Genomic DNA, 26278 nt, shown 5'->3' with positions numbered 1-26278 from the left:
CAATTGTTACTTTTCCACATTTACTTATGAGTGAAGCTTTACAAAAAGCCATAACCCTGTTGGCTTTGATTGGGTTAGGTCTTATATTACGTTCTAAGTTTAAGAACAAGGAACAAACCAACGGAATTAAGGAAATGGTGCTTTCGGTGGCCCTTCCTGCCACGATTTTTATCGCCTTGATGAAAATCGACGTGGACGCCAAGCTGATTGTAGTTCCTGCGTTGACATTGTTGTTTAACTTTTTTATGTATTTCACGGCACCGTTGGCCTTTCATTTTTTTGGCATCGAAAAAGACAGCTCAATGGGGCGTACGTTGGTGATGTTGTTGCCGTCGTTGGCGCCTGGTTTGTCGTGCTTTCCGTTTATTGCCGAATTTTTGGGTGAAAAAAGTGTGGCCATGGCCGCGCTTGGCGACGTAGGAAACAAGTTTTTTGTATTGATTTTCTTGTACGTTATCGCCATGAACATGTTCCTCAAAAACACCAAATCGGAGGAAACCAAAATGGGCGAAAAAATCAAAAGTCTTTTGATGAACCTCGTTCAAGAGCCAATCAACATCATCATTATTTCGGCGGCGGTTTTGTTGAGCCTTGGCTTAAATTTTAAAGCACTTCCTATGATTGTTCAGGAGGTATTTGACAAAACAAGCGCAATGATGACGCCGTTGGTGTTGATTTTTATCGGGGTAGCTGTTCAACTAAAACAACGTAAAAAAAGACTTATTGCTTCGTTGTTGGTATTTCGTGCAGGACTAACGATGCTTTTTAGTGCCGCTGTTATTACGCTGCTGGGCATTCATGAACCAACCATGATTTTGTTGGCCACCGTGATTCCATTGAGTTCGGCGAGTTTTTGGCCATTTGCGCACATCTCAGCTTTTAACTCACGCGAGGAAGCCCTTGAGATTCCAAAAGAACGCCGCACTTTCAACGCCGAGTTAGCGGTGTTGGTTATGGCCTTTTCGTTGCCTTTTTCTACTTTGCTCATCCTAGGGATTTTGTCAACGGGAACGTTTTTTGCCCATACCAGTACGATTGCCATTACTGGAATTGTTTTGATGCTAGTAGGTTTTGTTCCAACTTTTTTGGGACGTAAAGCCGTTCGTTTGTCGAAAGCATAAAAAGCGACGAACATTTGTAAAATGAATGTTTCAACAAAACTGATGAACCAATGAAAACTTTGAAAATATTCTTATTTGTGGCTACGGCCTTGGCAGCAGCATCTTGCAAAGTAGAAGACCCCTTTGTGGACAGAGTTGTTTCGCCTGTATTGCTAGTGTTTGACAATGCTGTGGGCGACGGCGGAGGTTTTACAACTGAACCGACGGTCAGGTCTTCTGCCGCAAACACGCAAGCGACGGTTAGCGTTCGGATATTTGAATTGGACAAAACCAACATATTGGATTACAAGAAAGGCATTGACTCTATTCCTCTTACGGGGTTGAGTTTGGCATTGACGACGCGTACGGGAACAAAAATTGCAGACGTGACAACTGACGCGAACGGCCGTGCGACGATTACAAAAACGTGGGCTGAGTTTGGACTGTCGGCCCCTAAATCAGGAAATACTGTATCACTAACACTGACTGGAAAATATAAGGAGCAAGCGTTTACAAAACTCGCGCGTCTCCAAGCGAATTAGTCAATAGTTGACAGTCCACAGTTGTCAGTCGATAGTTTACAGTCCATAGTCAATGGTCTAATCTATCGACAGTGGACTATGGATGACTCGACTACCATGGACTATTGACCATCGACCGTGGACTATTGACTTAAAGATTATTGGTGGGTTTGAATAATCAATGATTGAACTGACAACGCCGAGGCACTCGCCTCGGCGTTGTTTTTTTTATTTTTTTAGTAAAACATAAGTAAAGTTCTCGTTAAACTAACTTATGGCATAGATTAGCGTACAAAATGACATAATATATGCGATTCAAACTCACGTTAGCCCCCGTTAGAGACCGTCAGCGTTTATTGTTCAACTACCAATATCCCCTGCAAGCGTGGATTTATGGTCGTTTGGCCAATGCTGACGCTGAGTATGCGGGTTTTCTGCACGAACGCGGTTACCAAGTACCCGAGAGTCGGAAGGCGTTTAAGCACTTTACTTTTTCGTCTTTGCAAATACCGAGCATCGAACCCATCAAGAAAGGTGATACGTATATGGTACTTCGTTCGGGCGTTTTGACGTTATATATTTCATTTTATGTGGACAAATCGGCCGAAAATTTTATCGTTGGGCTGTTTCAACAGCAGCAGTTGAGCATTTATAATCGGGAATGTAGGGCCGATTTTGTGGTAGAACGCGTGGAGACAGCGCCCTTGCCCGCGATGCAAAGTTCGATGACGTTTCGTACGCTGTCGCCGATGGTTGTGGCTCAAAAAGTGGGCGATTTAGATCAATACCTCACTCCAACGGACGCTGATTTTGGGCGATTTTTTGCGGTCAATTTGGTCGATAAACTGCGTTCGGTGCAACCTTCCATGGAAATGGACGCGTCGATTGCGGAGCGACTGGTCAAGTTTGAGTTACTAAGCGACCCCGAACGGATTAAAAAGCGAGGTTTTTTGGCCAAAGAAGGCAAAGAAATGGAACAAACAAAAGTGATTGGGTATCATAACTTTACGTTTGCCCTGACCGCCCCTCCCGAACTCATTGAGGTGGGTTATTTGGGAGGTTTTGGGAAGTATTGTTCGATGGGGTGTGGGTGTGTGGAGGTGGTTAGTGCTTCACCACCTTAACGTTCAGGCGCTGGAGGGTTTTAAGCAAATCGGCGTTTTTGGCCTGTGAGGCTTCCTCAATGGTTGCAAATTGACCAAGTTGTTTGGGTGATTTGTCAGAAGCTTTTGGGTGATTTGTCGTCGTAGTTGCCATGTAAGTTGGTTTTTAAGCAATAATAACACTTTTTAATGAAACGATAAAACCTTCATAGGTATGATTTGGAGTGAAAGTTACAATACCTTCAACGCTAATACCCCAAATGTTAAAACGGGGTTGAAGAGAAGTAAGTTCGCGATTAAGGATAATCTGGTAAAGGCGCATACGACGAGGTTCGCTTCCCGTAAAAGCGACGGCAGCAGCAGGGTAATAGACAAAAAAAGTTTCAAGGCATTTAATCACAGTAGCAATGATTGCTTCTAAGTCACCATTATTACTTGCAATATGTGTATCAAGGGATCCATCAAGCCGTATATCAGCAAGTGTGAGGGTAAAAAGGTTGTCAGAGTCGGTGTGGGATATGCTGACAACTTTGTGAATAATGGATTTTCCCGCGCTTACGAACTCATAGCGAAGCGCCTCGTCAAGAATGGTGAATTCGTAAAAGGGCTGATTCATGGGTTTGCGTTACCGTTTGATAAGTTTTTGGCAGAAAAACTGTTTAGTTCGATTGATTTTCAAAGGAATAAATTTTAATTGGAATTTCAACCAGTGATTAAATTTAGAGAAGTAACCTTGATGAATTAAAGTTATGAGACTAAACATAAAGAGATAGGTAACTTGGAATGATTTGGAAAGGGTTGCTTGATGGTGTGTGGAGCTGGTGGAATAAAGGGTTTCGGAAGTTAATTTTTAGAAAAAGAAAATACGCTAGGTTAATGAATTTGAGTGATGAATAAATTCAACGATAATAGTCCAAAATACCGCTTGTTGGCGATTCTCAAGCTCCTCATTGAGAGCCCGTACCAATATACGAAAAAGGCATTGGCGACCATGTACAATGTAGTCCCCGATACTATCAAAAAGGATTTTGAGGAGCTTCGTGATGCCGATTTTAATGTGGAACACGACCATCAATACCGATATGCTATCGTTCCTAATAAGCCCATGCAACACTTAGAGGATATGTTGTTCTTCACAGAAACCGAGAAAGAAATTTTGATGGATGCTCTTGCCAACAACGCCAAAGCTTCTGAAAAAAGAACGAAGCGTATGCAGGAAAAGCTTAATGCAATTTATGACGTATCAAAATTGGGAAGTAGCTTGTTTTCAAGGACTTTTCTCTCGAAAGCCAATTTGCTGGAGCAAGCCAAGCAACATAAAAAAGTGGTGAAACTGATCAATTACCGTTCAACCAATAGTAGCGAAGTGTCAGATAGATTGGTAGAGCCGTTTTCGGTAAATGTGAAAGAGGACATACTTCATGCTTTTGCCATCGAACGCAAGGATATTCGGCATTACAGGATTTCAAGAATAGAGCGAGTAGAGTTGCAGGAAATACCTTGGCAATACGAAACGCAACATTATGTAACTGCCACAGACCCTTTTAGGATTGTAAATGACCAAAAAATACGGGTGCACATCCGCTTGCGTGTGGGTGGCTATAACGAATTGATAGAACGCTTCCCGCTTACGCAAGCCTATTTACAACCCTCGGCTGACGAGCCTGGTGTATATGATTTTGAATGTAATGTCAATGAGAAGTTCTTCGGGTTGACCAACTTTATTCTGGGCTATCACGAGCATATCGTTGAAATTGTAGAACCAGAACTGCTCATTGCGCATATCCGAAGGCACATTGCAAAAATAAATTTTTAGAAAATTTGAGGGGTAGGGCGAATAATGAGGGGGGGAGGGGTGAATATTTGAATCAGAAAATTGAAACATAAATTATAGAAAACAAGTATGCGTCTTCATATTCGGTTATCAAAAAATACAACTATCGTTCCGTTTAATTATCAGGAACAGCAGGTTAGTAAGTTACATTATTGGCTTGGCAAAAATGAGTTACACGATAAGTTATCTCTGTACTCTTTTTCATGGCTAAAAAATGGTCGTCAAGAAGGAAGTAAAGGTTTGAATTTTAAAACAGGAAGTCAATTTTTTATTAGTTGTTATGATAGTTCGCTCATAAAACAGCTCATAAAAAGCATTCAGCAAGACAATGACTTTGGTTGGGGAATGAAAATCAAGGCTTTGACTCTTGAAAAAGAACCAGATTTTGAATATCAGCACCGCTTCTTGGTAGGTAGCCCTGTTTTTATCAAGCGTTCGCAAGCTGAAGAGAAAGGGGTAAAATTCTTCTATTATAATGATGAAGAAGCAAATCAGTTTTTGACCGAGAGCTTACAACATAAACTGAATGATGCTGGATTGTCGTATGAAGATGTTTCTGTTCAGTTTGATGAATCTTATCAAAATCCAACGACTAAAGGAGTTACCTACAAAGGCATTTTCAACAAAGGCTCGATATGTCCCGTAATCATTAACGGAACTCCCGAACAACTGGCATTTGCTTGGAATGTTGGCGTAGGAAATTCAACAGGTATTGGATTTGGCTCATTAATTTAAGATACAATGGAAAAATATTATGTAGTTAAATACAGCGGGCAATTCGGTTTTATAAAGCCGTGGACTGCGGTAAGAGATAGCGAAACATTTTCGCAACAGTTTCTTACTCCTTCCATTGTGGAAGGTATTGAGAAAAAGCTATTTCCTGAGTTGTTGGGGGTGCATGGAATTCGGAAGATTGTTGGACATCGACTTTCATACAGTCAAATAAGTTCCCAACAGGAAGTTATTCAAACACGCGGTTGGAATTCGACTCGACAGGGCAAACAGATATTATTTGAGCGTCCCAATGCTATTTTGATTAGAGGGGTTTTACACGAACCTATATTACATCTGGCGTTTGAAAATAAAGAAGATGCTGGAAAGGCTTTTTCGCAACACGTTTGTTTGTGCCGTAATGAAGATATTCTACTCCCCGAAATTTTAGAAGAGGTACAACAAGTTGATTTTGAAAGTGATGCTGAAAGTTATTCAGGTTATGAATTAGTGTTTGAAAAAAATGAAAAGTCGTTTTTGGTAGGCTACAATCGTTTGACAAACGAAGCAATGTATGGTTGGTTAAAAATAGTAGGCTCACCTGTAAAGTATTTCTAATGAAAAAGTTATTCGCAAAATCTAGCCCAGAATGGACTTCATTACAGGAACACCTTCTTCATGTTGGAATTGCTGTCAGGGCATTTGCAAAACACCTTCATTTGGAGGAAGAGTTGGCATTTAAAGGAGCTGTTTTGCACGATTTAGGCAAAGCACATCCACTTTTTCAGCAACGGCTTTTAGGGAAATCGAATAGTACAAAGCCATTACGACATGAAATTAGCTCTTTATTTTTTCTGTCTATTTTTCCTGAAAATGAGCACTCCGCTTTAATAGAAATGGTAGTGGGGCATCATAAATCAGTGAAAAATGATGTTGGTGAAAAAGGATTACTAGATTTAGACAATGGCTATGATTATGTAGAACATCATCTGGGTAAATGGGAAGAATGGAGTAATGACGGAATAGATTTATTGAACCACTTTGGAATAGCTGCAACTCCAATTTCGAGACACCAAGCCTTGGAAAACATGGAAAAAGTGGTTAGATATACCAAAAGGAAATCAAATGAACGAGGCTATTCTGAGTGGCGGGGGCTTTTGATGGGTGCTGACCATTTTGCTTCGGCAGCTATTAGTGATACTCAACGTTTTATTGAGAATGCTTTTAAGTTGCCAGACCTGAGCTTTTATCAAAGAATAAGTTCGTTGTATCCATTGTCACAAAAAACGAACTATCAATCAGATAAAAAACATACAATTGTAGTGGCTTGTACGGGGGCAGGGAAGACAGATTATTTGTTCAAAAGGTGTCGTGGACGAGTTTTTTATACGCTTCCTTTTCAAGCATCTATCAATGCGATGTACAAAAGAGTTGCTAATGACCTTGAAAAGTCGAACCCCAATCTTGATATACGGGTACTTCATGGAGCGTCAACGGTTGTCAAACGTAAGCAGGATGAAGAAGAAAGTGTACTTCAATCGCTCTTTGGCTCAGCAGTGAAAATCTTAACTCCGCATCAATTGGCAGCGATTGCTTTCGGATTGAAAGGTTACGAAGCTTTGCTTTTGGACTTGAAAGGGTGCGATATTATTCTTGACGAGATTCATACCTACACGGGTATTTCACAGGCAATTGTACTGAAGTTGGTGGAAATTTTGAAAAAAATAGAATGTCGAATTCATATCGGAACGGCGACTATGCCGACGGTTTTGTACCAAAAAATACTTGAAATTTTAGGAGATGATGTATTAGAAACAAGTTTGTCGAAGGAAGAATTAGATTTATTTGACCGACATCGAACTCACAAGTTGGCAGATTTTCAATCAAGTGAAAAAGTTATTGATGCCGCCGTTCAAAAAGATCAAAAGGTATTAGTTGTATTAAATCAAGTAAAACAAGCCCAACTCGTGTATGATGTTTTGAGTGAAAAATACCCAACGATACCTATTTTATTGCTTCACAGCAGATTTAGACGTGTTGATAGAAATGAAAAAGAAAAGCTGTTGATTGGGCTTGATGAAAACGGAAACCCAACCGAGGAGTTTAATACTTCTAATAAAGCTTGTATAGTGGTATCGACCCAAATAGTCGAAGTGAGTTTGGACATAAGTTTTGATGTGATGATTACCGAAACTGCCCCACTGGATGCCATGGTTCAGCGATTTGGACGTATCAACAGAAAACGTACTGCTGAAAGACAAATCAAAGACGTATATGTGATAGCTCCACCCGAAACTAAAAAAGAAGCGAAGCCCTACGATGTTGAAGTATTGAAAAGGTCTTTTGACGAAATTGTTGATGGAGAAATCTTAAATGAAAGGCATTTGCAAGACAAAATAGATGCAGTATTTCCCTCTATTGATTTTATGAATATTGAAGAACATGCAAAATTCAAAACTGATGGACGAATAACCATCGACAAACTAACGCATGTGAGTAAATCTATTCTATTTGAACTACTCGACATTGATTCGGTTGCATGTATCCGAGAAGCTGACCGAGAAGAATACGAAAATTCCTTTTTTGAACGACGACTTGAATTGGAGATACCTATTCGGTATTTCTCAGTGCATAAAATGGAGCAACTTGAAAAAGGTAACCGACCTTTTGTAATCCCCGATAAGGCATATAGCATCGCAAAAGGACTGATGCTCAGTGAAATAAAAGAAGAAAACTTGGACTCTAAACATCAATTTTTATGATAACAACTGTGGTGGGTAGAACTTTCTTGGAAGCATACAATAAAAAGTATGAATCAAACAAATCACCCAAGGAGTTTTTTGAGGAAGTCTATTTTGAATTGTTCTATAACCACTCCAAATATATGCAGTGGATTACAAACTCGCCATTTGTACAAATGAAATCAGGACAGAAACCAGATACATTAACAAGTGACGAACGAAAGGAAAAATTAGAGAACCTGTTTTCAAAAGTAGAGAACGAGGAGCCAGATGGAAGTTTTGCTTTGGGTTTTCCTGCTTCTGAAACCAAGGAATATGCTAGCACTTCGGGTTTGGTGAGTGATGTAAAACTACCTACTACTTCTGATGATGTCTATCTTTCTTGGATTGGAAGTGGCTTAGGAATTGGTGTCGCAGGTGGTTTTTCTATTCTTTTTGATGACCCAGAAATAACCCTCAAAACTTTTGAAGGTTGGCAAGTTTATCGTAAATATTTGAATGATAATTCATTAAGTAAACTGAGAGGAAATCAAATCAATACATGGAATGGGCAATGGCTTACGTATTCATTAGACTCAGAAGTGTTTCGAGAAGACTTTGATTTTACCGACTTACAAACTCAGAAAATTTTTGAAGTGAACGCTACTTTGATAGAAGCGAATACTGTCAATTGGTCGGCGTTGTTTTTTAGCTTATCTCAACTATATCCGAAAGGGGAAAAAACAGGCTATGTCTATGGATTTGGGCAAACCAATAAAACAATCGGATTTATTCCATTTTACCTCAAATCTGGAAGTAGAATCATCGAAGTTTACAGGCAGCTTTTTGGAAGTTTTGATACTGACAAGAAACGTTTTGAGGCACTTTTCGGCATGCACATAAAACGTGCTTGCGAACTTGGAAGTATTGGCTTACAAGCTCTTAGGCCCGAAGGAATTACAAAGTACATGGGTGAAAGCAAGAATTTGTCTTTCTCCAAACCAGATGATACACTCAATTATTTTGCATACAAAACTTGGCTTACTGCAATGCTAACAAAAAACAAAGAAGAAATTACCAATTATACGCTAGAATTGGCGGAGACCATTCTGAGGTATAGGAATCAAGGCACTAAAAATGACCGAAAAACCTTGATTGACTCTAAATTATTTGCGTCTAAAACTAGGAGGTTATTCATTGAGGCTTTGATAGAAATGATTAAAGATCTTGAGAGTAAGGATTTAGAAATAATTAAACAACTCAAAGACGAAGTACACCTAATGACAAATGAAGAGTTTGCTTATTTCTGTACACTTCTAAAGTTCGATTACGCTTTTGTTGAAAAAAAATCTTAAAACTTTAAAATAAAGATTGTATGAATACCCTCTATATCAGAACACTAAAAAGAGCCGAACACACTGTTTTTTGTGTTGCAGACGGTCAAAAGACTTATTTTGATGTTCAGTTTGGTAAGTATATTCCTTTTTCAAGTGGGCAGCAAGTTAAAAGGTCTTTAATTGATTCTCTTTGCGAAGCTATTAAACAAACTCCTTCACCTACCACTTTTTTGTTTGACGTAAACAAACAAAAAAACTTGGAAGAGGGAGAGGTCTATGGAACTTGTGACCCAACTTATGCTGACCAGCTATTTGGCGGATGGATGAAAGCTGCTAAGGGTGGGAAAGACCGAACTTTGAAAAGACGGAGTCCTTTATCTATATCAGCCATGAGAGCATTACACCCATTATTAGCAGGAACTTACAGAGAAAATGCTTCTTTTGATAGAAGTGAAAGGTCTAATAACGAAGTTATTGTAAGAGATGAGAAGGGCAATAAATTAAATAATGATGAAATTGTTGCTTTTTTAGAGGGAAAAGACAGAAGTCTCAGTAGAAAATGGATTAAACCCGCAAATAGAGCTACTGGTCTCTTTGTTGCTGACATTGCCATAGACTTACGTCGTTTATTCTCTGTAACAACTAACTCTTTTGAGCCTGAAATGAGTGATGAAACTATAGCTAAATTGAAAAGTGAAGGCTGGGTTGAGTCAAAAAATGTTTTCGGGCCATGTCTAGTTGCCCCAAAGGAATTACGTGATGCTTGGATAAAAGGTTTGGCAAAAGCAATAATCAATTGGAGAATAACATCTAACCAAGCACGTACATTCAGTTTAATGGATACTTTGGCCATTTCGATTAGTGATAATGCTAATTTGATAGCAGGAAGTATTCGAGCAAAACTGTCGGAAGAAGACTCTGAAAAAGCAGAACCTATTATTGATGAAAGTCTCAAAAATATGGGTGTGGAAACGTATATCACCTTGCAAGCTGGTGGTTATATCCGAACTAAAGGGGAAACCTACGACGCTCTCGACCGCGCTGAGGCTAAGTTGATTGAACTTTTATCAGCCTTTGACTACGAAAATCAATAAAAAGATAGCCATTACCATTCTCCCCCATAGCCGTCTAATGCCTAAAAAATTTAGACGGCTATGGGGAAATTGTTTGAAAATAAATACCGTATCGAATCGGCACGGTTGAAAGGATGGGATTATGGGTCGGAAGGGGCTTATTTCATTACCATTTGTACCAAAGATCGCGCACATTTCTTTGGCGAATGTGTCAATGGTAAAATGAAATTATCGACCATGGGGGCAATTGTGCAGGGGTGTTGGTACGACATCCCCGCGCATTTTCCACACATTGCGTTGGGGGCCTTTGTGACGATGCCAAATCATATTCACGGGATTTTGGTATTGGATAAATCGTTGCAGGAACAAAATCGGGGCGACAATGGTGACGACGACGTAGAGACGTTGCATGCAACGTCTCTACCCCCCACGAATGCCCCCACGTTTTATCAGGCGATTTCGCCCGATGCAGGGTCGATACCAACCGTGATTCGATCGTTTAAATCGGCCTGTACCAAACATATCCGTGAAACCTTTCCAAAGCAGAATTTTGGTTGGCAAGAACGTTTCTGGGACAAATTTTTTGACCAATGAACATCAACGCGACATTGTTAAACTATTACCAGCTTTGCCACCGCAAAATGTGGCTGCACTACCATGCCATCCGAATGGAACACACCTCGGAGGTGGTGTATGAAGGCAAGCTGATAGGGGAAGAGAGTTACCCTTTTCGGGCCGACAAAAACGAAGAACTAGAAATATCGCTCCCCCTTGAGAACGAAAAGGTAGTCCTAACGGCCAAAATCGACTTTTTTGACGCCAAACGTGGGATTGTTCACGAAACCAAAAAATCGGCAGCCAAAGAATGGGCGCATGTCGCGCAATTGCAGTTTTATCTTTATTTGTTGCAGAAAAATGGCGTAGAAGTCAGTCACGGCGTTATCGAATACCCCAAATTACGCCAAACCGAACGGGTGATACTTGGGGAAGCCGACGTGCTACGAATTGAAGCCAGTATCGAAAAAATCAGGGAAGTGCTCGAACAAGAACAATGTCCGCTGAAGTTGCCAATTTCAAAATGCAAAACGTGTAGCTATTTTGAATTTTGCTGGGTGGGAGACGAATAACAACCATTGGAAGACAAAAAATGAAAAAAAGCTATTATCTCTTTAACCCTGGCCGCTTGAGTCGAAAAGACAACACCCTCTGTTTTGTGCCCGTTGACGAGGACGGTAACGAAGGACAGCCGCGCTATATTCCCATTGAAGGAGTCGATAACCTCTACTGTTTTGGGAGTTTGGACGCCAACAGCGCGATGTACAATTTTTTGGGTAAAAACCACGTATCGGTTCATTTTTTCGACTATTACGAACATTATACGGGGTCGTTTATGGCCAAAGAGTATTTGTTGGCGGGCAAAATGCAAGTAGAACAAACGCGACATTATCTCTCCGACAAAAAACGAATGGTCGTAGCGAAGACCTTGGTCGAAGGGGCGGCTTTTAACATGTCCAAAAACCTAAAGTACTACCAAGGGCGCGGTAAAGACGTAGCGAAGCAACTTGGACAAATCGACAGTTTTACGCCATTGATTGCCAATGCGGGAGGCATTTCGGAGTTGATGGGCATCGAAGGCAATATCCGACAAGCCTATTATGGGGCGTTTGGGGAGATAATCAACGATTTTGACATGGGAAACCGCAGCAAGCAACCGCCTCAAAACGAGGTGAATGCGTTGATTTCGTTTGGCAATATGATGTGTTATACGGTGTGTTTAGACCAAATTTACCACACCCAACTCAATCCCACCATCAGTTTTTTGCACGAACCTGGGGCGAGGCGGTATTCTTTGGCGTTGGATTTGTCGGAGATATTTAAACCCATGTTGGTCGATCGCACGATTTTCACCGTATTGAACAAAAAACAGCTACAAGCCAGCGATTTTCGGCAGGATATCAACCGCTGCGTGTTGAAAGAAGGGGCAAAAAAAGTATTTGTACAAGCGTTTGAAGAGCGGCTGAAAGAGACATTTAAACATCGTTCGTTGGGTAGAAGCGTGAGTTATAAGCATTTAGTAAAACTAGAGTGCTACAAACTGCAAAAGCACCTGCTCGGTATGGAAGTATATAAACCTTTTAAAATGATGTGGTAAAAGCCCCCCCCGCCCCCAATGGGGGAGTAATTTTAATTGCTATGTATGTGATATTGGTGTATGATATTGGAGAAAAACGAGTGGCAAAGATGCTGAAACACTGCCGCAAGTACCTAAACTGGATTCAAAATTCGGTGTTTGAAGGAGAAATTACGGAAGCGAAGTTGAAAGAAATGTTGATGGGGGCGCGTGCGATTATGAATGAAGAACAAGATAGTGTCATCCTCTTTAAGAGTCGGAACGAGCGATGGCTCGACAAAGAAATTATTGGGGTAGAACGAAGTTCTATTGATAACTTTCTTTGAAGGAGAAGTCGTCGAAGCCACAAAGCGGCTCAAAAGTTCGTTGACATATTGACTATAAAACGAATGTTGTCGAGGTAAGTGCCTGATAATGAGATGTCGTCGATGGTCGGGTAAAATCGAGCCATTGACCATCGACGATTTTTTAGTTGAAAAAGACGCAAAAAAACCTTAAAATTGAGCCAAAATAGCCGTTTTTCCGACGGCTTTAAATCGTACCATTTTGGAATTGAAACAAAGTTGCTTGGCGATATGATACGTAGCCCTTTCACTTTAAATCGTACCATTTTGGAATTGAAACTTCTTCGTATGTAAGGGTTTCTTCTGGTAACATTATCTTTAAATCGTACCATTTTGGAATTGAAACATTGCTCCAGCTGCTCGCCCGCTTTGGAAATTGCGTCTTTAAATCGTACCATTTTGGAATTGAAACAAATAAAATGTCAAAGGTACTTGAACTGCAGGAGCACTTTAAATCGTACCATTTTGGAATTGAAGAACAGTTTAATTCGTGAAGAAGAGACTGCTTAGAAAAACAAAAAGTGCCCTAAAACGAGTTTAAGGCACTTTCGCGATGAAAACTTTTTATGAGTGACCCCGTTAGGATTCGAACCTAAGACCGACAGATTAGAAATCTGTTGCTCTATCCAGCTGAGCTACGGGACCTGTTCTTTTCGAACGCGGGTGCAAAAATAAATGTTTTTGCGACTTTTAACAACATTCTCACCAAAAATTGTGTATCCCTCCCGAATCTGCCTATTTTTGTGACTTACTAAAGACCCACAAACCAACTATTTAGCGTGTATTTGTATTCAGAAAAAATTGTCGAGGACTTTCAACAAATTTTTGGAAAAACTCCTTCCTTCGTCGTGCGTGCCCCTGGTCGCATCAATCTTATTGGTGAACATACCGATTATAACAATGGGTTTGTACTACCCGCGGCCATCGATAAAGCAATCTATTTTGCCATTGCGCCCCGTACCGACCGACTTTGTAAGGTGTATGCCGCAGATTTGAACGATGCGTTTGAGTTTAGCCTTGATTCGCTCAATAAATGCCCTAAAAGTTGGGCCAATTACCTCATTGGGGTGACTAGCGAACTCATCAAGGAGGGGTATGTCATCCCGACGGGTTTTGAAGTAGCTTTTGGTGGAGATGTACCAAACGGAGCGGGTCTTTCGTCGTCGGCAGCAGTGGAAAGCGGAATGGGATGGGCGTTGAGTGAGTTATTTGGGTTGGCAATCCCGCGTTTGCAACTTGCCCTCGTTGCGCAACGTGCTGAACATCATTTCGCTGGGCTTCAGTGTGGGATCATGGATATGTTTGCGTCTATCCATGGTAAAGCTAATTCCGTCATTCGCCTTGATTGTCGCGATTTGACGTTTGAATATTTTCCTTTCGATTTTGAAAACTACCAGTTGGTGCTTTGCAACTCTGGTGTAAAACATACGTTGGCTGATTCAGCTTACAACACCCGCCGCCAAGAGTGTGAGGAAGGGGTAGAAATTTTACAGCAATTTTACCCAACTATTGCCAGCTTACGCGATGTAAGTTTAGCGCAAGTTGAGGCGCATAAAGCCGATTTTTCTGAAAATGTTTATCGCCGTTGTTGGTACGTGACGGGTGAAATTGAGCGGGTCGTAAGTGCGTGTGAAGATTTGCAACGGGGTGATTTAGTCGCTTTTGGTAAAAAAATGTACGAAACGCATACGGGATTGAGTGAGGATTATGAAGTGAGTTGCGTAGAACTTGATTTTTTGGTAGAACAAACGGTTGCTCTTAACGAGGTCTTGGGGGCTCGCCTGATGGGCGGTGGCTTTGGCGGCTGTACCATTAATATCGTCGAAACGGCGCAAGTGGATTCTTTTATCGAAAAGATGACCGTGGCCTACCGTGAGCAGTTTAATAAAAAATTGGTTTGCCACGTCGTGGGTATCACGGAAGGCGTTGCCCGACTAGAAAAGTTATAACGTTACACTAAAAACTCATTCCCATGAATCGTTCAAAAAATTTGCAACGCCTTCAAAATGAAACGTTTGATATTTGTATCATTGGAGGCGGGGCCAGCGGGGCAGGTTGTGCGCTCGACGCGGCACTGCGCGGCTTTAAGGTGGCATTGATTGAAAAAAAAGATTTTGCCTCCGAAACTTCGTCGAAATCGACAAAGTTGATTCATGGGGGAGTACGTTACCTTGAACAAGCGTTTAAAAACTTAGATTTTGCCCAATTAAAACAGGTGCGTCACGGCTTAGAAGAACGCCAAATTGTGCTCCAAAATGCCCCGCATTTGGCACGGCCGCTGCCCCTTCTGACACCCGTTTTTAGTTGGTTTGAAGGCTTGTATTTTACGATTGGGTTGCGGATGTACGACTTTTTTGCCAAAGGTGACGCCTTGCCTAAAAGCCGTTGGTTGAGCAAAAAAGAAACGCTTTTGCGAATGCCTTCTTTGGATGCTAAAAAATTGCACAGCGCAGTTCTGTATTTTGACGGGCAGCTCGACGATGCGCGTTATTGCCTTGCCCTGGCTCACGCGGCCGAAGAAGCAGGCGTTGCCGTGGCCAATTATACGGAATTGGTGGGGGTAAAAAAAGATACTAATGGAAAACTGACCGAAGCGCAAGTAAGACCAACCGAAGGGGAGGCTACGTTTGGGATAAAAGCAAAATTATTTATCAATTGTACGGGGGCATTGGCGGATCACGTTCGATTGATGGCCAATCCTAAATTATCAAAACGTATTCGCCCAAGCAAAGGGGTGCACGTGGTGTTGCCGTACGAAGTACTGAAAAGTGATGATGCCATGCTGATTCCCAAAACCAGCGATGGGCGTGTCGTTTTTGCGATTCCGTTTGAAGGTCAACTGCTTTTAGGAACGACAGATACGGATTATAAAGATTTAGACAAAGAGCCTATTTTAGATGACAAAGAGGTTGATTTTCTGTTGGATACACTTACTAGGTACTTGGCCAAACGCCCCGATAAATCACAGGTAAAAGCAGGTTTTGGTGGACTTCGACCTTTATTGGCGGCGAGTGAATCGGCCTCTACCAAGAAGCTAGTGCGCGACCACGAAGTTGAACATGACCCTACGTCGAATTTGCTAAGTTTGTTGGGAGGAAAATGGACAACCTACCGTTACATGGCCAAAGATACCATCGACAAAGCCTGTGAATTGTTGAGCGTTGACCGTGAATGTACTACTGCACAGCATCTTCTAGTAGGTGGCGAAGATTACGCGTTTGAAGATTGGAAAATTATTCAAACGGTATATCGTTTGGCCAAAGATATAGCCAAAAACCTCATTCGTAAATATGGAAGCAGGGCGCACAAAGTCGCGCGTCTGACGCAAGAAAATATCCTTTGGGCGCAGCGCTTGGTGGACAAATATCCCTTTATTCAAGCGGAGGTCATTTACCAAGTTCGGGAAGAAATGGCCTTGACCTTGCGGGATGTTTTTGCACGACGTACGCGTTTGGAAATTCTGGATTGGGAAGCTGTTTTGGAAGCCCTACCCGTAGTGGCCGATTTGATGGCGCAAGAATTGGGCTGGACGATGGAACAAAAACAGCAGCAAATCGACGAATATACCGCTCAACTTCAATCATTTATCAAATCAGCGCAATAAAATTGAAATGAAAAGTAACAATGCGCTCATTTTAACCAATGGCCTTTTAAGTACCAACGACGCCAAAACGGCACACGGTCTGATTCGGGGCACGGAACGATACACCATTGTGGGGGTGATTGATGCACCCACCGCTGGGCAAGATGCGGGGGAAGTATTGGACGGCAAAACTCGCAATATTCCCATTTTTAGTAGCTTGTCGAAAAGTTTAAAGCAGTTACCGTCAGTTGATTATCTAATCATTGGGGTTGCGACGGTGGGAGGGGTTTTGCCACCTGATATGCTCACGATTGTAGAGGAGGCCATCAAAAATGGACTGTCTATTGTGAATGGTTTACACGAATATTTGTCGGAAAAGCCCGAAATAGTAGCACTTGCTGCCCAACATAATGTCCAGCTCATCGACGTTCGTAAACCCAAAGCCCGCAAGGATTTGCATTTTTGGACGGGAGAAATTTATGACGTAAGTTGTCCAATTGTAGCGGTGATTGGGATGGATTGTGCCCTAGGCAAACGCACTACGGCAAGGTTGATTCGTCAAGCTTGTGGGTCACAAAACATCAACGCCCAAATGATTTATACGGGTCAAACGGGCTGGTTGCAGGGTGGAAAATACGGTTTTATTTTTGACTCAACGCTCAACGATTTTGTGTCGGGTGAGGTCGAACACGCCATTGTTTCGTGTTGGAAAGAAACCAATGCCGACCTGATTTTGGTAGAAGGCCAATCGTCGCTCCGAAACCCCAGCGGCCCGTGTGGACTGGAGTTTTTGATTTCTGGCCAAGCCAAGTACGTGGTGTTGGTACACGCTCCGAAACGTATTTATTTTGACAATGAGGCGCATTGGGGTAAAATCCCGTCGGTGGAGTCTGAAATTGAAATCATTGAAAAATTCGGGTCAAAAGTACTTGCATTAGCCCTTAATACGGAAGGTTGCACAGAAAAGGAAGCCCTTGATTTTCAGCAAGAATACCGTTCAAGATTGGCTATACCTGTGGTGTTACCTTTAGAACAAGGGGTTCAGGAAATTGTGGAGCAGCTTCAGCTGCTTTTGGTATAAAATCAACACTTTATGAAAATTACCCGCGTTCGACCTTTTCTCAAAAAATTGGCATTGAGTAAACCTTACGCCATTGCGGGCTATACGTTTACAGACGCGGAAAATGTTTTCTTGGAAATTGAACTTGAAAACGGCATTGTCGGGCTTGGAGCCGCCAGTCCAGCGGAAGAAGTGGTCGGAGAAACGGGAACGCAGACGTTTGCCCAATTGCAATCGGATTTTTTTCAAGGGTTTGTCGGACGGGATATTCGTCATTTTCGGCAACTAATATTTGAAACTTGTCAAGCTTTTCCGATGCTACCAGGCACGCAAGCCGTGGTGGATATTGCGCTTCACGATGCGTTTGGGCAGTACCTTGGAACCCCAATTGTAGCGTATTACGGTCAAAAAATAACCTCACTTCCTACCTCCGTTACCATCGGGATAATGTCGGTTGAGGAAACGCTAAAAGAAGCCGAAGAATACCGAAGATTAGGTTTTAAAGTGCTGAAAGTTAAGACAGGAGAGGTTGTTGAAGAAGACATTGAACGGGTCTTGCGACTGCATGAAAACTATGGTGCTACATTCAAAATTAGGGTGGATGCCAACCAAGGTTACAGTTTAGAGGAATTGAAACGGTTTAGCAAAGCCACCGAAAAAGGAGAGATTGAGGTCATCGAACAACCGTTAGTGGTAGGAGAGGAGGCTTCCCTATTGTCGCTTGATGCCGAACTAAGAAAGAACCTCGTGGCGGACGAATCGCTCAAAAATGCCAAGGCTGCCCTCACGCTTACCCAATCCCCGCAGCCTTTTGGGGTTTTCAATGTCAAACTCATGAAATGCGGTGGAATCCTCAATGCTTTTGAGATTGCCACCATCGCTAAAAATGCTAAAATTGACTTGTTTTGGGGGTGTAACGACGAAAGTATCGTTAGCATTACTGCGGCTTTGCACGCTGCTTTTGCCTGCCCCACTACCCGTTATTTGGATTTAGACGGAAGTTTTGACCTCGCCGAAGACGTAGTTTCGGGTGGTTTTGTACTTAAAGATGGCTTTTTAAGCCTGACAGACAAAGCGGGTTTAGGATTATCATCGGTCAGACGGTAGTCAGACCGAACCAATTGGCCTGCTTGTACGGTCTGACTATCGTCTGACCTATTAGCTAGGTTGGGTCTGACTACCGTCTGACCTATTTGAACAAAATAATCAATACAGCACCTACCACCATGACAGACGCTCCTGCTAGTTTTTTCCACAACTGGGTTTCTTGAAAAAAGTGAACCCCAAAAAACACACTCACCAAGGCCGAAATTTGAAACAACGCCAAAGCATAACTCACTTGAATGCCTTCAAAGGCAAAGTTGGTCGAAAGTTGCATCAATCCCGTTGAAATAGCTAAGGCCAAAAAATACCATTTATAAGCTTTAAGCGCTTGAAATTGAGGTAGAAGTGGTTCGTTTTTTTGTAGAAAAAGCAACCCAATTAGCGAGAAAAAAAAGCCCCCGATGCACCACGAAACATACGCCAAAGTAGGGGTAGTGGCGATGATGATTTTCTTCAAAAATAAGGCATCCGTGGCCGAAAAAAACAGTGCAAAAAAACGGTACCGTACTTCGGGTTGTTGGAATAATTGCCAACTTATTCCGCTTTTGGAATTAGTGGGAATTAAGACAATGTAACTTCCACCCACAATCAAAAGCATTCCAACTACACCCCATAGATTGGGGAACTCACCCAAAAGAAACAAACCTAATACCAAACTTACCAACGATTTGTAGGCATTGACAGGCCCTAAAACAGATAAATCGCCGTGTTGGAGGGATTTAACCAAAAAATAGTTGCCTCCTACCGCTAAAATGTTAAATACAAGGGAGTTTTGCCAAAATGAGGTGGGTAATTTGGAAGGGGGAGTTACCAATAAGTAACCGATACAACCCAAACTGAGAAAACCGTAGGTGCAAGTGACAATGAATAAAGGGTTGGCTTGGCGCTGGGTTAGGTATTTTTGGAAAACGTTGGATAAAGGGTTTACCAAAATCCTAATCCCAATCGCCAAAGTCGTTGTAGTAAGAATGAGTAAGAGCATTCGCTACGGTAAAAGTTTGAGATTTTTGGCATCCCATTTTACTACTTTTTTCTCAAAGTAGCTTTTGTTACAAGCTAAAACGGGCGCTGCCGCTCGGAAACCAAATAACGGGCCTTCGATAACGGGTTTGTTGTCTTTGATGCCTTCAAAAAAGTTAGCAAAGTGGTTTTTATGGGCGTCATCGCCTTGGGGAGCATCAAATTTCACTTCTTTGACGGGCTCAGGTGTGCGCGAATCAGCGGGGTATTTGGCATCGTAGGCCGCTAAATATTCTTTTTGTTGGGCGTCCGAAAATGTGCCGAAGCTTTCGCCATTTCCATAGCCTGGCGCGGCTGGCAATTTACGTTTGGTAAGTGTGAGCGAATCACCGCCAAACGTAATTTCACCTTCATTGCCAACGATACGAGTGACATTTTTGATGGATCCTGCATTGGCAAAATTAACCCGTAACACCATTTGAAAAGCATCAAATTTGCCTTGGGCGGGGTATTCCATGCTTGCCACCATCACGTCGGGCACGTCGCGGCCATCTTTCCAGTACGAAAGTTGTCCAGAGGAATAGATTCGACTAGGCCCCAGCGAACCTGTCACAAAGTGAACGCCCGTAATGAGGTGGACAAACAAATCGCCCGCTACCCCCGTACCGTAGTCGCGGTAGTTGCGCCAGCGAAAAAAGCGAACGGGGTCGAATGCACGTTTGGGGGCGTCACCCAGAAATGTTTCCCAGTCGATGGTTTTGGGAGAGGCATCGGTTGGAATGGAATATTGCCACGCGCCAATGGCGTTGAAACGGTCGTTGGTGGATTCGATAAAATTAATATTTCCAATATCGCCTGCTTCCACCAATCGTTTTGCTTCCTGAAAAGCCGCCCCGCTAATGCGTTGACTCCCTACTTGCATTACCTTTCCTGCGGCTTTTGCGGCAGCAATGACGGCCGCTCCTTCTTCGATGTTTTGTACCATCGGTTTCTCGCAGTAAACGTGTTTGCCTTTTTTGAGGGCGGCAATCGAAATGCGGTCGTGCCAGTGATCGGGTGTCACGATGAGAACCGCATCCACGTCTTTTCGTTCAAGTACTTCGCGGTAGTCGCGGGTGGTAAATACGTGATTACCAAATGTTTCTTTTACGTGGGCGAGCCGTCCATCGTACAAGTCAGCCGCCGCAACTAGCTCACACATATCGGTGCGTAAGGCGGCTTTGGTGTCCTGAAAACCCTGAATTCCCATTCCAATGGTAGCAATTCGGATTTTGTTGTCGTTCAGGCTTTTAATGATATTGAAGTGAGGAACGGCAGCCGTAGAAGCCGATACAATTCCAAGTTGTTTGACGAAGTCGCGACGGTTGGTTTTCATGTTTGGTTTTTTGCAGGCAGAGACGCGTATAGGGCTAAAAGCCTAGAATCAAGTGGTTTTACTTTTTCGAGCTAGTAACTTTTGTATTAACCAAACGATAAATAAAACGACCAATACAAAAGCGACCACGGGCAACCAAAAGGTAAAAAGTGAAAAGCCGATGGCGGTGACATTTTCGACGGTGGAGACGACGGGATTGGCCAGTCCTCCGCTGAATTTAGAGGAAGCCAATCGGACAAGGCTCGTGCCTGCTTGGATGAAGCCTGCCGTTCCTCCACCCATGATGATTCCCAAGCCCCACTGCAACAGAGGATTGTCAATTTCGATAAAAGAAGTGGTCAGTAGCGTTCCAGCGGCTACGGCGGCGGGTGTCGCGATGGTGTCTAGCAAATTATCGACCCAAGGAATGTAATAGCCGCCAATCTCAAGTACGGTTGCACTGGCTAGTACTGCGATGGCTGCCCACGTTCCCATCCATTCAAAGCCCGTATCGACGTTGACGAGGCCAAAATGAATGCCCAAGCTGCTGATAAGCAGGGGCACAAACACCCGAAAACCTGAGCATGCCGCTAAGCCGACGCCCAAGCAGAGACTGAGGAAGATTTCCATTGTTGGATGTGTTGAACCATATAAGACATATAAGAGCATATAAGTTTTTCTTATAATCCCTTATATGGTTCAAAATAATTTACTTAATCAAATAAGCCGTCACCGTATTTTTATAAAAGTTAGGGACTAAAACCGTTTTTTTGTCAGAAATAAAACCAAAATCAGCCGTATTGACTTGCGGATTTTTGCTGTCGATGAGCTTCCACACTTTACCATCTGGTTTGACGCAATAAATTTCACCGTGCCAGCACGAAATCAAGTAGTTATCACCATGACGAAGAATCCCATCGGCGGTTTTGTTGGTCATGGCCCATGAACTGAATTTTTTGGTGCCATAATCCAATTTCCACAAATTGCCCGTTCCTGCGGAAGCGACAATCAGGTGCTCTTTTTCGGCAAAAACGCCGTTAGGGCCTTGCAAATTAGGGTCATCCAAATACAATTCTAATTTTCCATCGGCGTATCGGTACAGTTTATGTCCGCGCGAGTCACTCACAAAAATTTCTCCTTTGGGACTTACACTTACGTCATTGAGCATCACCGAACCGATCGCCGCATGGCGTTTCAGAATAACTCCTGAGGTTAAGTCGATTTCGACAAGGTCTTTTAAATCAGCCACAAACAACGATTTTTTTACAATTCCCATGCCCTTGGGGTCATTAAGCCCTGTTGTCCACTTGAGGTTTTTGATTTTTCCATCGGTGCTCAAAATAGAGATAAAGCCGTCGCCATCGGGTTTATCAACGTTCATTTTGTTGATATTGGCCACAAACAATTGTTTCCCTTTGGGGTCGTACAAAACCGACTCGGGCGTGCGGAGGAGTGTGTCCGATTTCCAAAGCTCTTGAAGGCTAATGGGGGCATTATCTTGCGCTTTTATTGAAAAAAAGCTACCAATAATGAGGGCGGAGGTAAGAAAAAGTGAGGTTTTCACGTTAAAAAAGACTTGTTTTGCACTGATAATTATTTACACTAACCGTTTATCCTTTAAAGTAATGTTTCTCTCAAATCTACGTAAACCATTTCTAATTGCTGCCTGCTCATTGGCGTTGACAACGGGGGCCATGGCCCAAAAAAAAGAAAATTTATTTAACGGTAAAGACCTCACAGGTTGGAAGGTATATGGTACCGAAAAATGGTACGTTCAAGACGGTGAATTGATCTGTGAAAGTGGTCCTGACAAAGGTTATGGATACTTAGCAACGACCAAAACCTACAAGAACTTCGAACTGTCGGTTGATTTTAAACAAGGTGCCAACGGCAACAGCGGCGTTTTTATTCGTTCAAATATTCCCGACGGAAGTACCAAAATTAGCGGCTGGCAGGTAGAAGTAGCCCCTCCAAACCACGATACGGGCGGAATTTACGAATCGTACGGCCGTGGTTGGTTGATTCAGATTCCCGACGAGAAAGAAGGATTTTTGAAATTTGGTGAATGGAATACCCTTAAAATCAGAGCAGAAGGGCCGCGCGTTCGTACGTGGTTGAACGGCCACGAAATGGTGGACATCAACGACGAGAAAATTGGCGCTGGAAACGGGTCAATTGCCCTTCAAATTCACGACGGTGGGGGTATCAAAGTCAACTGGAAGAATTTAAAAATTAAGTCGTTGTAATTATTTACCTATCTTTGCGGTATAGTTACCCGATGAGCGTGGAAAGTAGCTACTTTCCACGCTTTTTATTTATACAAGATTACATGACATTTGACTCACTTCAATTAATTGACCCTATTCGCCGCGCACTAACGGCCGAGGGATACGAAACTCCAACCCCGATTCAGGCCGAAGCCATTCCGATTGTTTTAAGCGGAAAAGATTTGCTCGGATGTGCCCAAACGGGAACGGGGAAAACCGCCGCTTTTGCCATTCCAATTCTTCAACTTTTGTCGGAGCGGCAATTGCATCGAAATGCCAAACAACGCGCCATCAAAGCGCTCATTCTGACGCCAACCCGCGAGTTAGCGATTCAAATCGGGGAAAGTTTGGCCTCTTATGGCCGTTATACGGGTTTGAAACATACCGTTATTTTTGGCGGGGTAAAACAAGCTCGTCAGACGGATGCCCTTCACAACGGTGTGGACATTCTGGTGGCAACGCCTGGGCGCTTGCTGGACTTAATGGCTCAACGTTTTGTAAGCCTTAAATACCTCGAAATCTTTGTGTTGGATGAAGCCGACCGAATGCTCGACATGGGCTTTATTCATGACGTTCGGAAGGTAATTGCCGTGCTGCCTCCGCGCCGTCAATCACTGTTTTTCTCGGCCACGATGCCACCCGAGATTGTCAAATTGGCCGATACTATTTTGCATGAACCCGAAAAAGTAGAAGTGACGCCCGTATCGTCAACGGTCGATTTGATTCAACAGTGGGTGTATTTTGTGGATAAAGAAAACAAAGCCAATTTGTTGATTCATTTGTTGGAAGAAAAGAAAATAGAAAACGCATTGGTGTTTACGCGTACCAAATTTGGCGCCGATAAAGTGATGAAAGTGTTGATGCGACATAACATCAAAGCTGAATCAATCCACGGAAATAAATCACAAAACGCTCGCCAAAATGCGTTGAATAACTTTAAAGCAAAAACTACCCGTGTTTTGGTAGCGACGGACATTGCCGCGCGTGGTATCGACGTGGACGAATTGGCGCACGTTTTTAACTACGAAATACCGAATATCCCCGAAACCTACGTTCACCGAATTGGACGAACAGGACGGGCGGGCGCTTCGGGAACGGCTTACTCATTTTGCGAAACGGAAGAACGTAAATCGTTGAAAGATATTCAGAAATTGATTGATAAGGTGATTCCTGTGGTCGAAGAACACCCGTATCCTCAAAGTCAGAAGCCTGGAAATGAGGTTGCTAAGCCTAAGCCACAGTCAGCAACGCCAAAATCAAACAATTTCCAAAGGGCTAGACCCAAGCCGTCGGGCAATGCCCCCGAACAAGGCGGAGCCGCCAAAGCAAAGAGTGGACAACGTCCTTGGTATGCCAAACGTAACGAGGGTAAAAAAGGTCCTCGATAGTCATAAAAGAAACGCACTCGGCAAACTGCCGAGTGCGTTTACTTCTCTTAACACAGCCATGAATTTACGTTTAAACGTTAAATCCAAACGTAAAACTGTCGGTGGGCTCGTCGGAATAAATCCCTTCGATTTGAACCCTTGTTCCTTTTTTACCTTCAATGGCGTTTTTGAATTCTTGCACCGAACGAATCACTTTGCCGTTCAACTTGGTGATAATGAATCCTTCTTGTACGCCTGCTCTTGAAAGTTTTCCTGCTTCGATACTGCCTACTTTGGCCCCTCCTTCTATCCCATTTTCTTTCAAAACGGTTTTTTCACGAGGTGACAAGTCATTGAGCTGAACGCCAAGGTCGTTGAGGACAACTTCGGCGGCATCGGGTTTCAATAACTGATTTCCACCGTCGCGGTTACGAAGCGTTACAGCTATGTCTTTGACACTGCCGTCGCGGCTAATGGCGAGTTTTGCCGATTCTCCAGGTTGTTTACGGCCAATCAATTCCTGCAATTGCGGTACGGTATTGACGTTGTTGCCATCAACTTTCAAAATCACGTCCCCAGGTTTTAGACCCGCTTCTTTGGCGGCACTGTTGGGAGAAAACGATTTTACGTAAACCCCTTCGGTTTCTTTTACGCCGTATTCGTCGGCTTTTTTGCTGTCCAATTCGTCGAGCATAATGCCTAAGTAACCACGTTGTACGTTGCCATACTTAATCAAATCGCCCGCTACTTTTTTGACCAAATTGGAAGGAACGGCAAACGAATACCCTGCATAACTACCCGTTGGGCTCGCGATTGCGGTGTTGATACCTACCAATTCACATTTGAGGTTAACCAACGCACCACCCGAATTACCAGGGTTTACGACGGCATCCGTTTGGATGAAGGACTCAAGCGGAGAATCACCTTTACGCGCAGGGCCGCTAAATTCATTTTGTTGTTTTTGACCAATGATACCCAATCCACGGCCTTTGGCACTAATAATCCCCGTCGTTACGGTCGATTCCAAGTTGAATGGATTCCCAACCGCTACCACCCATTCACCAATTTTTGCCGCGTCAGAATTAGCAAAAGTCAATGCCTGCAAGTTTTTGGCAGGAATCTGAATCACCGCCAAATCAGTCGATGGGTCGGTGCCAATCACCTTGGCCTTGTAGGTGTGTTTGTTGTTCAACACAACTTCCAGTTCTTCAGCGCCTTCAACCACATGGTTGTTGGTGACAATGTAGCCGTCGGGGCTAATAATCACGCCCGAACCAGACGCCTGTTGTTTTTGAGGCCCTTGCTGCATATTGGGAGCGCGGTCGCCAAAAAACTCGCGGAAAGCTTCGGGAATCTGAAGATTTTGGGCATTTTCTCCCCTCGTTTTGATGGTCGAGGTAATGTGTACGACGGCAGGCATCGAAACGTCGGCGGCGTAGGTAAAATCACCTGGTACGCCAGCGGGGCCTCCTGCGGAAGTGAGCTTGGCCAACGAAGCTAACGGCGCTTCTTTCAATATAACATCTTGATTTGTTTGGTGGAGCAATTCTAAAGCTCCTACTGAAACTCCCCCTGAGATTAATCCTACCAAGGCGAGCTGTTTCCAATTTTGACTCATGGCTTTTCGTTTTTTTAGGTTGTAAGAATCGTTTGTCAACGCCTTTGTGGCTGATTGATGCAACAAGATTACGGCGCGATTTTGTAGAGAT

Annotated in this window: 26 protein-coding genes, 1 tRNA gene and 1 CRISPR repeat array; of the genes, 19 read left to right on the top strand and 8 right to left on the bottom strand. The window is 43.0% G+C overall.

Annotated elements, in window-relative coordinates:
* The first annotated feature begins 26 nt into the window (after window positions 1–26).
* The 3 genes from DTQ70_RS09670 (at window position 27) to cas6 (DTQ70_RS09660) (ending at window position 2745) form a co-directional block, all read left to right on the top strand.
* Window positions 27–1121, top strand: a complete 1095-nt coding sequence (locus tag DTQ70_RS09670) for a hypothetical protein (protein WP_122930620.1) — start codon at window positions 27–29, stop codon at window positions 1119–1121.
* Window positions 1122–1171: 50 nt separating this feature from the next.
* Window positions 1172–1642 carry a hypothetical protein gene (locus DTQ70_RS09665; protein ID WP_122930619.1) on the top strand — a complete coding sequence of 157 codons (471 nt, stop codon included), beginning with the start codon at window positions 1172–1174 and terminating at the stop codon, window positions 1640–1642.
* Window positions 1643–1929: 287 nt separating this feature from the next.
* The gene (gene cas6 / locus DTQ70_RS09660; protein ID WP_122930618.1) at window positions 1930–2745 is read left to right on the top strand and encodes a CRISPR-associated endoribonuclease Cas6; all 816 of its coding nucleotides are present in this window, start codon (window positions 1930–1932) and stop codon (window positions 2743–2745) included.
* Here the strand turns inward: cas6 (DTQ70_RS09660) and DTQ70_RS30655 are convergent.
* Window positions 2726–2878: a hypothetical protein gene (locus DTQ70_RS30655; RefSeq protein ID WP_164489951.1), complete on the bottom strand. Its 153-nt coding sequence runs from the start codon at window positions 2876–2878 to the stop codon at window positions 2726–2728. The two genes, cas6 (DTQ70_RS09660) and DTQ70_RS30655, sit on opposite strands and share 20 nt — an antisense overlap.
* A gap of 12 nt (window positions 2879–2890) precedes the next feature.
* Complete coding sequence (locus DTQ70_RS09655) at window positions 2891–3340, bottom strand: DUF6934 family protein (protein WP_122930617.1); 450 nt, start codon at window positions 3338–3340, stop codon at window positions 2891–2893.
* Between the two features lie 273 nt (window positions 3341–3613).
* Here DTQ70_RS09655 and DTQ70_RS09650 point away from each other — a divergent pair, with 273 nt between their 5' ends.
* The 10 genes from DTQ70_RS09650 (at window position 3614) to cas2 (ending at window position 12856) form a co-directional block, all read left to right on the top strand.
* Window positions 3614–4540 (top strand): YafY family protein, encoded by a 927-nt coding sequence (locus tag DTQ70_RS09650; RefSeq protein ID WP_122930616.1) that lies wholly within the window; start codon window positions 3614–3616, stop codon window positions 4538–4540.
* Between the two features lie 87 nt (window positions 4541–4627).
* Window positions 4628–5293: a CRISPR-associated endoribonuclease Cas6 gene (gene cas6, locus DTQ70_RS09645; protein WP_122930615.1), complete on the top strand. Its 666-nt coding sequence runs from the start codon at window positions 4628–4630 to the stop codon at window positions 5291–5293.
* Window positions 5294–5299: 6 nt separating this feature from the next.
* Window positions 5300–5887 carry a hypothetical protein gene (locus DTQ70_RS09640; protein ID WP_122930614.1) on the top strand — a complete coding sequence of 196 codons (588 nt, stop codon included), beginning with the start codon at window positions 5300–5302 and terminating at the stop codon, window positions 5885–5887.
* The gene (gene cas3 / locus DTQ70_RS09635; protein WP_122930613.1) at window positions 5887–8031 is read left to right on the top strand and encodes a CRISPR-associated helicase Cas3'; all 2145 of its coding nucleotides are present in this window, start codon (window positions 5887–5889) and stop codon (window positions 8029–8031) included. Before DTQ70_RS09640 ends, cas3 begins: the two co-directional genes overlap by 1 nt.
* Window positions 8028–9344, top strand: a complete 1317-nt coding sequence (locus DTQ70_RS09630; RefSeq protein ID WP_122930612.1) for a hypothetical protein — start codon at window positions 8028–8030, stop codon at window positions 9342–9344. The genes cas3 and DTQ70_RS09630 overlap by 4 nt, the downstream gene beginning before the upstream one ends.
* 20 nt (window positions 9345–9364) lie before the next feature.
* Window positions 9365–10420 carry a CRISPR-associated protein Cas7 gene (locus tag DTQ70_RS09625; RefSeq protein ID WP_122930611.1) on the top strand — a complete coding sequence of 352 codons (1056 nt, stop codon included), beginning with the start codon at window positions 9365–9367 and terminating at the stop codon, window positions 10418–10420.
* 60 nt (window positions 10421–10480) lie between these two features.
* Window positions 10481–10993, top strand: a complete 513-nt coding sequence (locus DTQ70_RS09620; protein WP_122930610.1) for a transposase — start codon at window positions 10481–10483, stop codon at window positions 10991–10993.
* Window positions 10990–11526, top strand: a complete 537-nt coding sequence (gene cas4, locus DTQ70_RS09615) for a CRISPR-associated protein Cas4 (protein WP_122930609.1) — start codon at window positions 10990–10992, stop codon at window positions 11524–11526. Before DTQ70_RS09620 ends, cas4 begins: the two co-directional genes overlap by 4 nt.
* A gap of 20 nt (window positions 11527–11546) precedes the next feature.
* Window positions 11547–12551 (top strand): type I-B CRISPR-associated endonuclease Cas1b, encoded by a 1005-nt coding sequence (gene cas1b / locus DTQ70_RS09610; RefSeq protein WP_122930608.1) that lies wholly within the window; start codon window positions 11547–11549, stop codon window positions 12549–12551.
* Complete coding sequence (gene cas2, locus DTQ70_RS09605; protein WP_229600103.1) at window positions 12545–12856, top strand: CRISPR-associated endonuclease Cas2; 312 nt, start codon at window positions 12545–12547, stop codon at window positions 12854–12856. The genes cas1b and cas2 overlap by 7 nt, the downstream gene beginning before the upstream one ends.
* A gap of 203 nt (window positions 12857–13059) precedes the next feature.
* Window positions 13060–13352: direct repeats of the CRISPR family, unit length 30 nt; unit sequence CTTTAAATCGTACCATTTTGGAATTGAAAC.
* Window positions 13353–13445: 93 nt separating this feature from the next.
* On the opposite strand, the gene DTQ70_RS09600 is transcribed toward cas2, so the two are convergent.
* Window positions 13446–13519: transfer RNA gene (locus DTQ70_RS09600), tRNA-Arg, on the bottom strand.
* A gap of 134 nt (window positions 13520–13653) precedes the next feature.
* Between DTQ70_RS09600 and galK the strand changes: the two genes are divergently transcribed.
* From galK to DTQ70_RS09580, 4 genes are read left to right on the top strand one after another with little or no spacing between them, the layout of a single operon-like run.
* Entirely contained in the window at window positions 13654–14823 is a 1170-nt protein-coding gene (gene galK / locus DTQ70_RS09595) for a galactokinase (protein WP_310588029.1), read from the top strand.
* Window positions 14824–14846: 23 nt separating this feature from the next.
* The gene (locus DTQ70_RS09590) at window positions 14847–16478 is read left to right on the top strand and encodes a glycerol-3-phosphate dehydrogenase/oxidase (protein ID WP_122930607.1); all 1632 of its coding nucleotides are present in this window, start codon (window positions 14847–14849) and stop codon (window positions 16476–16478) included.
* Window positions 16479–16485: 7 nt separating this feature from the next.
* Entirely contained in the window at window positions 16486–17538 is a 1053-nt protein-coding gene (locus DTQ70_RS09585) for a DUF1611 domain-containing protein (RefSeq protein WP_122930606.1), read from the top strand.
* 12 nt (window positions 17539–17550) lie between these two features.
* Window positions 17551–18624: a mandelate racemase/muconate lactonizing enzyme family protein gene (locus DTQ70_RS09580; RefSeq protein WP_122930605.1), complete on the top strand. Its 1074-nt coding sequence runs from the start codon at window positions 17551–17553 to the stop codon at window positions 18622–18624.
* An 82-nt stretch (window positions 18625–18706) separates the two neighbouring features.
* Here the strand turns inward: DTQ70_RS09580 and DTQ70_RS09575 are convergent, their stop codons facing one another.
* From DTQ70_RS09575 to DTQ70_RS09560, 4 genes are all read right to left on the bottom strand, one after another.
* Entirely contained in the window at window positions 18707–19603 is an 897-nt protein-coding gene (locus tag DTQ70_RS09575) for an EamA family transporter (RefSeq protein ID WP_122930604.1), read from the bottom strand.
* Window positions 19604–19606: 3 nt separating this feature from the next.
* Window positions 19607–20956 carry a Gfo/Idh/MocA family protein gene (locus tag DTQ70_RS09570; protein ID WP_122930603.1) on the bottom strand — a complete coding sequence of 450 codons (1350 nt, stop codon included), beginning with the start codon at window positions 20954–20956 and terminating at the stop codon, window positions 19607–19609.
* 48 nt (window positions 20957–21004) lie between these two features.
* Complete coding sequence (locus DTQ70_RS09565) at window positions 21005–21565, bottom strand: DUF4126 domain-containing protein (protein WP_122930602.1); 561 nt, start codon at window positions 21563–21565, stop codon at window positions 21005–21007.
* A 79-nt stretch (window positions 21566–21644) separates the two neighbouring features.
* On the bottom strand, window positions 21645–22499 hold the full coding sequence (locus DTQ70_RS09560) for an SMP-30/gluconolactonase/LRE family protein (RefSeq protein ID WP_164489950.1): 855 nt from the start codon (window positions 22497–22499) through the stop codon (window positions 21645–21647).
* 61 nt (window positions 22500–22560) lie between these two features.
* Here DTQ70_RS09560 and DTQ70_RS09555 point away from each other — a divergent pair, with 61 nt between their 5' ends.
* Window positions 22561–23181 carry a DUF1080 domain-containing protein gene (locus tag DTQ70_RS09555; protein WP_122930600.1) on the top strand — a complete coding sequence of 207 codons (621 nt, stop codon included), beginning with the start codon at window positions 22561–22563 and terminating at the stop codon, window positions 23179–23181.
* Between the two features lie 83 nt (window positions 23182–23264).
* Complete coding sequence (locus DTQ70_RS09550; RefSeq protein WP_122934332.1) at window positions 23265–24590, top strand: DEAD/DEAH box helicase; 1326 nt, start codon at window positions 23265–23267, stop codon at window positions 24588–24590.
* Between the two features lie 70 nt (window positions 24591–24660).
* Here the strand turns inward: DTQ70_RS09550 and DTQ70_RS09545 are convergent, their stop codons facing one another.
* Complete coding sequence (locus DTQ70_RS09545; protein ID WP_122934331.1) at window positions 24661–26187, bottom strand: Do family serine endopeptidase; 1527 nt, start codon at window positions 26185–26187, stop codon at window positions 24661–24663.
* Window positions 26188–26278 lie beyond the last annotated feature (91 nt).

The sequence above is a fragment of the Runella sp. SP2 genome, assembly GCF_003711225.1.
Classification (GTDB): domain Bacteria; phylum Bacteroidota; class Bacteroidia; order Cytophagales; family Spirosomataceae; genus Runella.
The sequence above is the reverse complement of the archived record's forward strand: the minus strand, read 5'-3'. Positions and strand labels throughout refer to the sequence as shown.

Bases quoted from the DNA above. Each gene is read 5' to 3' on its own strand.
- DTQ70_RS09670 (WP_122930620.1), top strand. From the start codon at position 27: ATGAGTGAAGCTTTACAAAAAGCCATAACCCTGTTGGCTTTGATTGGG.
- DTQ70_RS09665 (WP_122930619.1), top strand. From the start codon at position 1,172: ATGAAAACTTTGAAAATATTCTTATTTGTGGCTACGGCCTTGGCAGCA.
- cas6 (WP_122930618.1), top strand. From the start codon at position 1,930: ATGCGATTCAAACTCACGTTAGCCCCCGTTAGAGACCGTCAGCGTTTA.
- DTQ70_RS30655 (WP_164489951.1), bottom strand. From the start codon at position 2,878: ATGGCAACTACGACGACAAATCACCCAAAAGCTTCTGACAAATCACCC.
- DTQ70_RS09655 (WP_122930617.1), bottom strand. From the start codon at position 3,340: ATGAATCAGCCCTTTTACGAATTCACCATTCTTGACGAGGCGCTTCGC.
- DTQ70_RS09650 (WP_122930616.1), top strand. From the start codon at position 3,614: ATGAATAAATTCAACGATAATAGTCCAAAATACCGCTTGTTGGCGATT.
- cas6 (WP_122930615.1), top strand. From the start codon at position 4,628: ATGCGTCTTCATATTCGGTTATCAAAAAATACAACTATCGTTCCGTTT.
- DTQ70_RS09640 (WP_122930614.1), top strand. From the start codon at position 5,300: ATGGAAAAATATTATGTAGTTAAATACAGCGGGCAATTCGGTTTTATA.
- cas3 (WP_122930613.1), top strand. From the start codon at position 5,887: ATGAAAAAGTTATTCGCAAAATCTAGCCCAGAATGGACTTCATTACAG.
- DTQ70_RS09630 (WP_122930612.1), top strand. From the start codon at position 8,028: ATGATAACAACTGTGGTGGGTAGAACTTTCTTGGAAGCATACAATAAA.
- DTQ70_RS09625 (WP_122930611.1), top strand. From the start codon at position 9,365: ATGAATACCCTCTATATCAGAACACTAAAAAGAGCCGAACACACTGTT.
- DTQ70_RS09620 (WP_122930610.1), top strand. From the start codon at position 10,481: ATGGGGAAATTGTTTGAAAATAAATACCGTATCGAATCGGCACGGTTG.
- cas4 (WP_122930609.1), top strand. From the start codon at position 10,990: ATGAACATCAACGCGACATTGTTAAACTATTACCAGCTTTGCCACCGC.
- cas1b (WP_122930608.1), top strand. From the start codon at position 11,547: ATGAAAAAAAGCTATTATCTCTTTAACCCTGGCCGCTTGAGTCGAAAA.
- DTQ70_RS09590 (WP_122930607.1), top strand. From the start codon at position 14,847: ATGAATCGTTCAAAAAATTTGCAACGCCTTCAAAATGAAACGTTTGAT.
- DTQ70_RS09585 (WP_122930606.1), top strand. From the start codon at position 16,486: ATGAAAAGTAACAATGCGCTCATTTTAACCAATGGCCTTTTAAGTACC.
- DTQ70_RS09580 (WP_122930605.1), top strand. From the start codon at position 17,551: ATGAAAATTACCCGCGTTCGACCTTTTCTCAAAAAATTGGCATTGAGT.
- DTQ70_RS09575 (WP_122930604.1), bottom strand. From the start codon at position 19,603: ATGCTCTTACTCATTCTTACTACAACGACTTTGGCGATTGGGATTAGG.
- DTQ70_RS09570 (WP_122930603.1), bottom strand. From the start codon at position 20,956: ATGAAAACCAACCGTCGCGACTTCGTCAAACAACTTGGAATTGTATCG.
- DTQ70_RS09565 (WP_122930602.1), bottom strand. From the start codon at position 21,565: ATGGAAATCTTCCTCAGTCTCTGCTTGGGCGTCGGCTTAGCGGCATGC.
- DTQ70_RS09555 (WP_122930600.1), top strand. From the start codon at position 22,561: ATGTTTCTCTCAAATCTACGTAAACCATTTCTAATTGCTGCCTGCTCA.
- DTQ70_RS09550 (WP_122934332.1), top strand. From the start codon at position 23,265: ATGACATTTGACTCACTTCAATTAATTGACCCTATTCGCCGCGCACTA.
- DTQ70_RS09545 (WP_122934331.1), bottom strand. From the start codon at position 26,187: ATGAGTCAAAATTGGAAACAGCTCGCCTTGGTAGGATTAATCTCAGGG.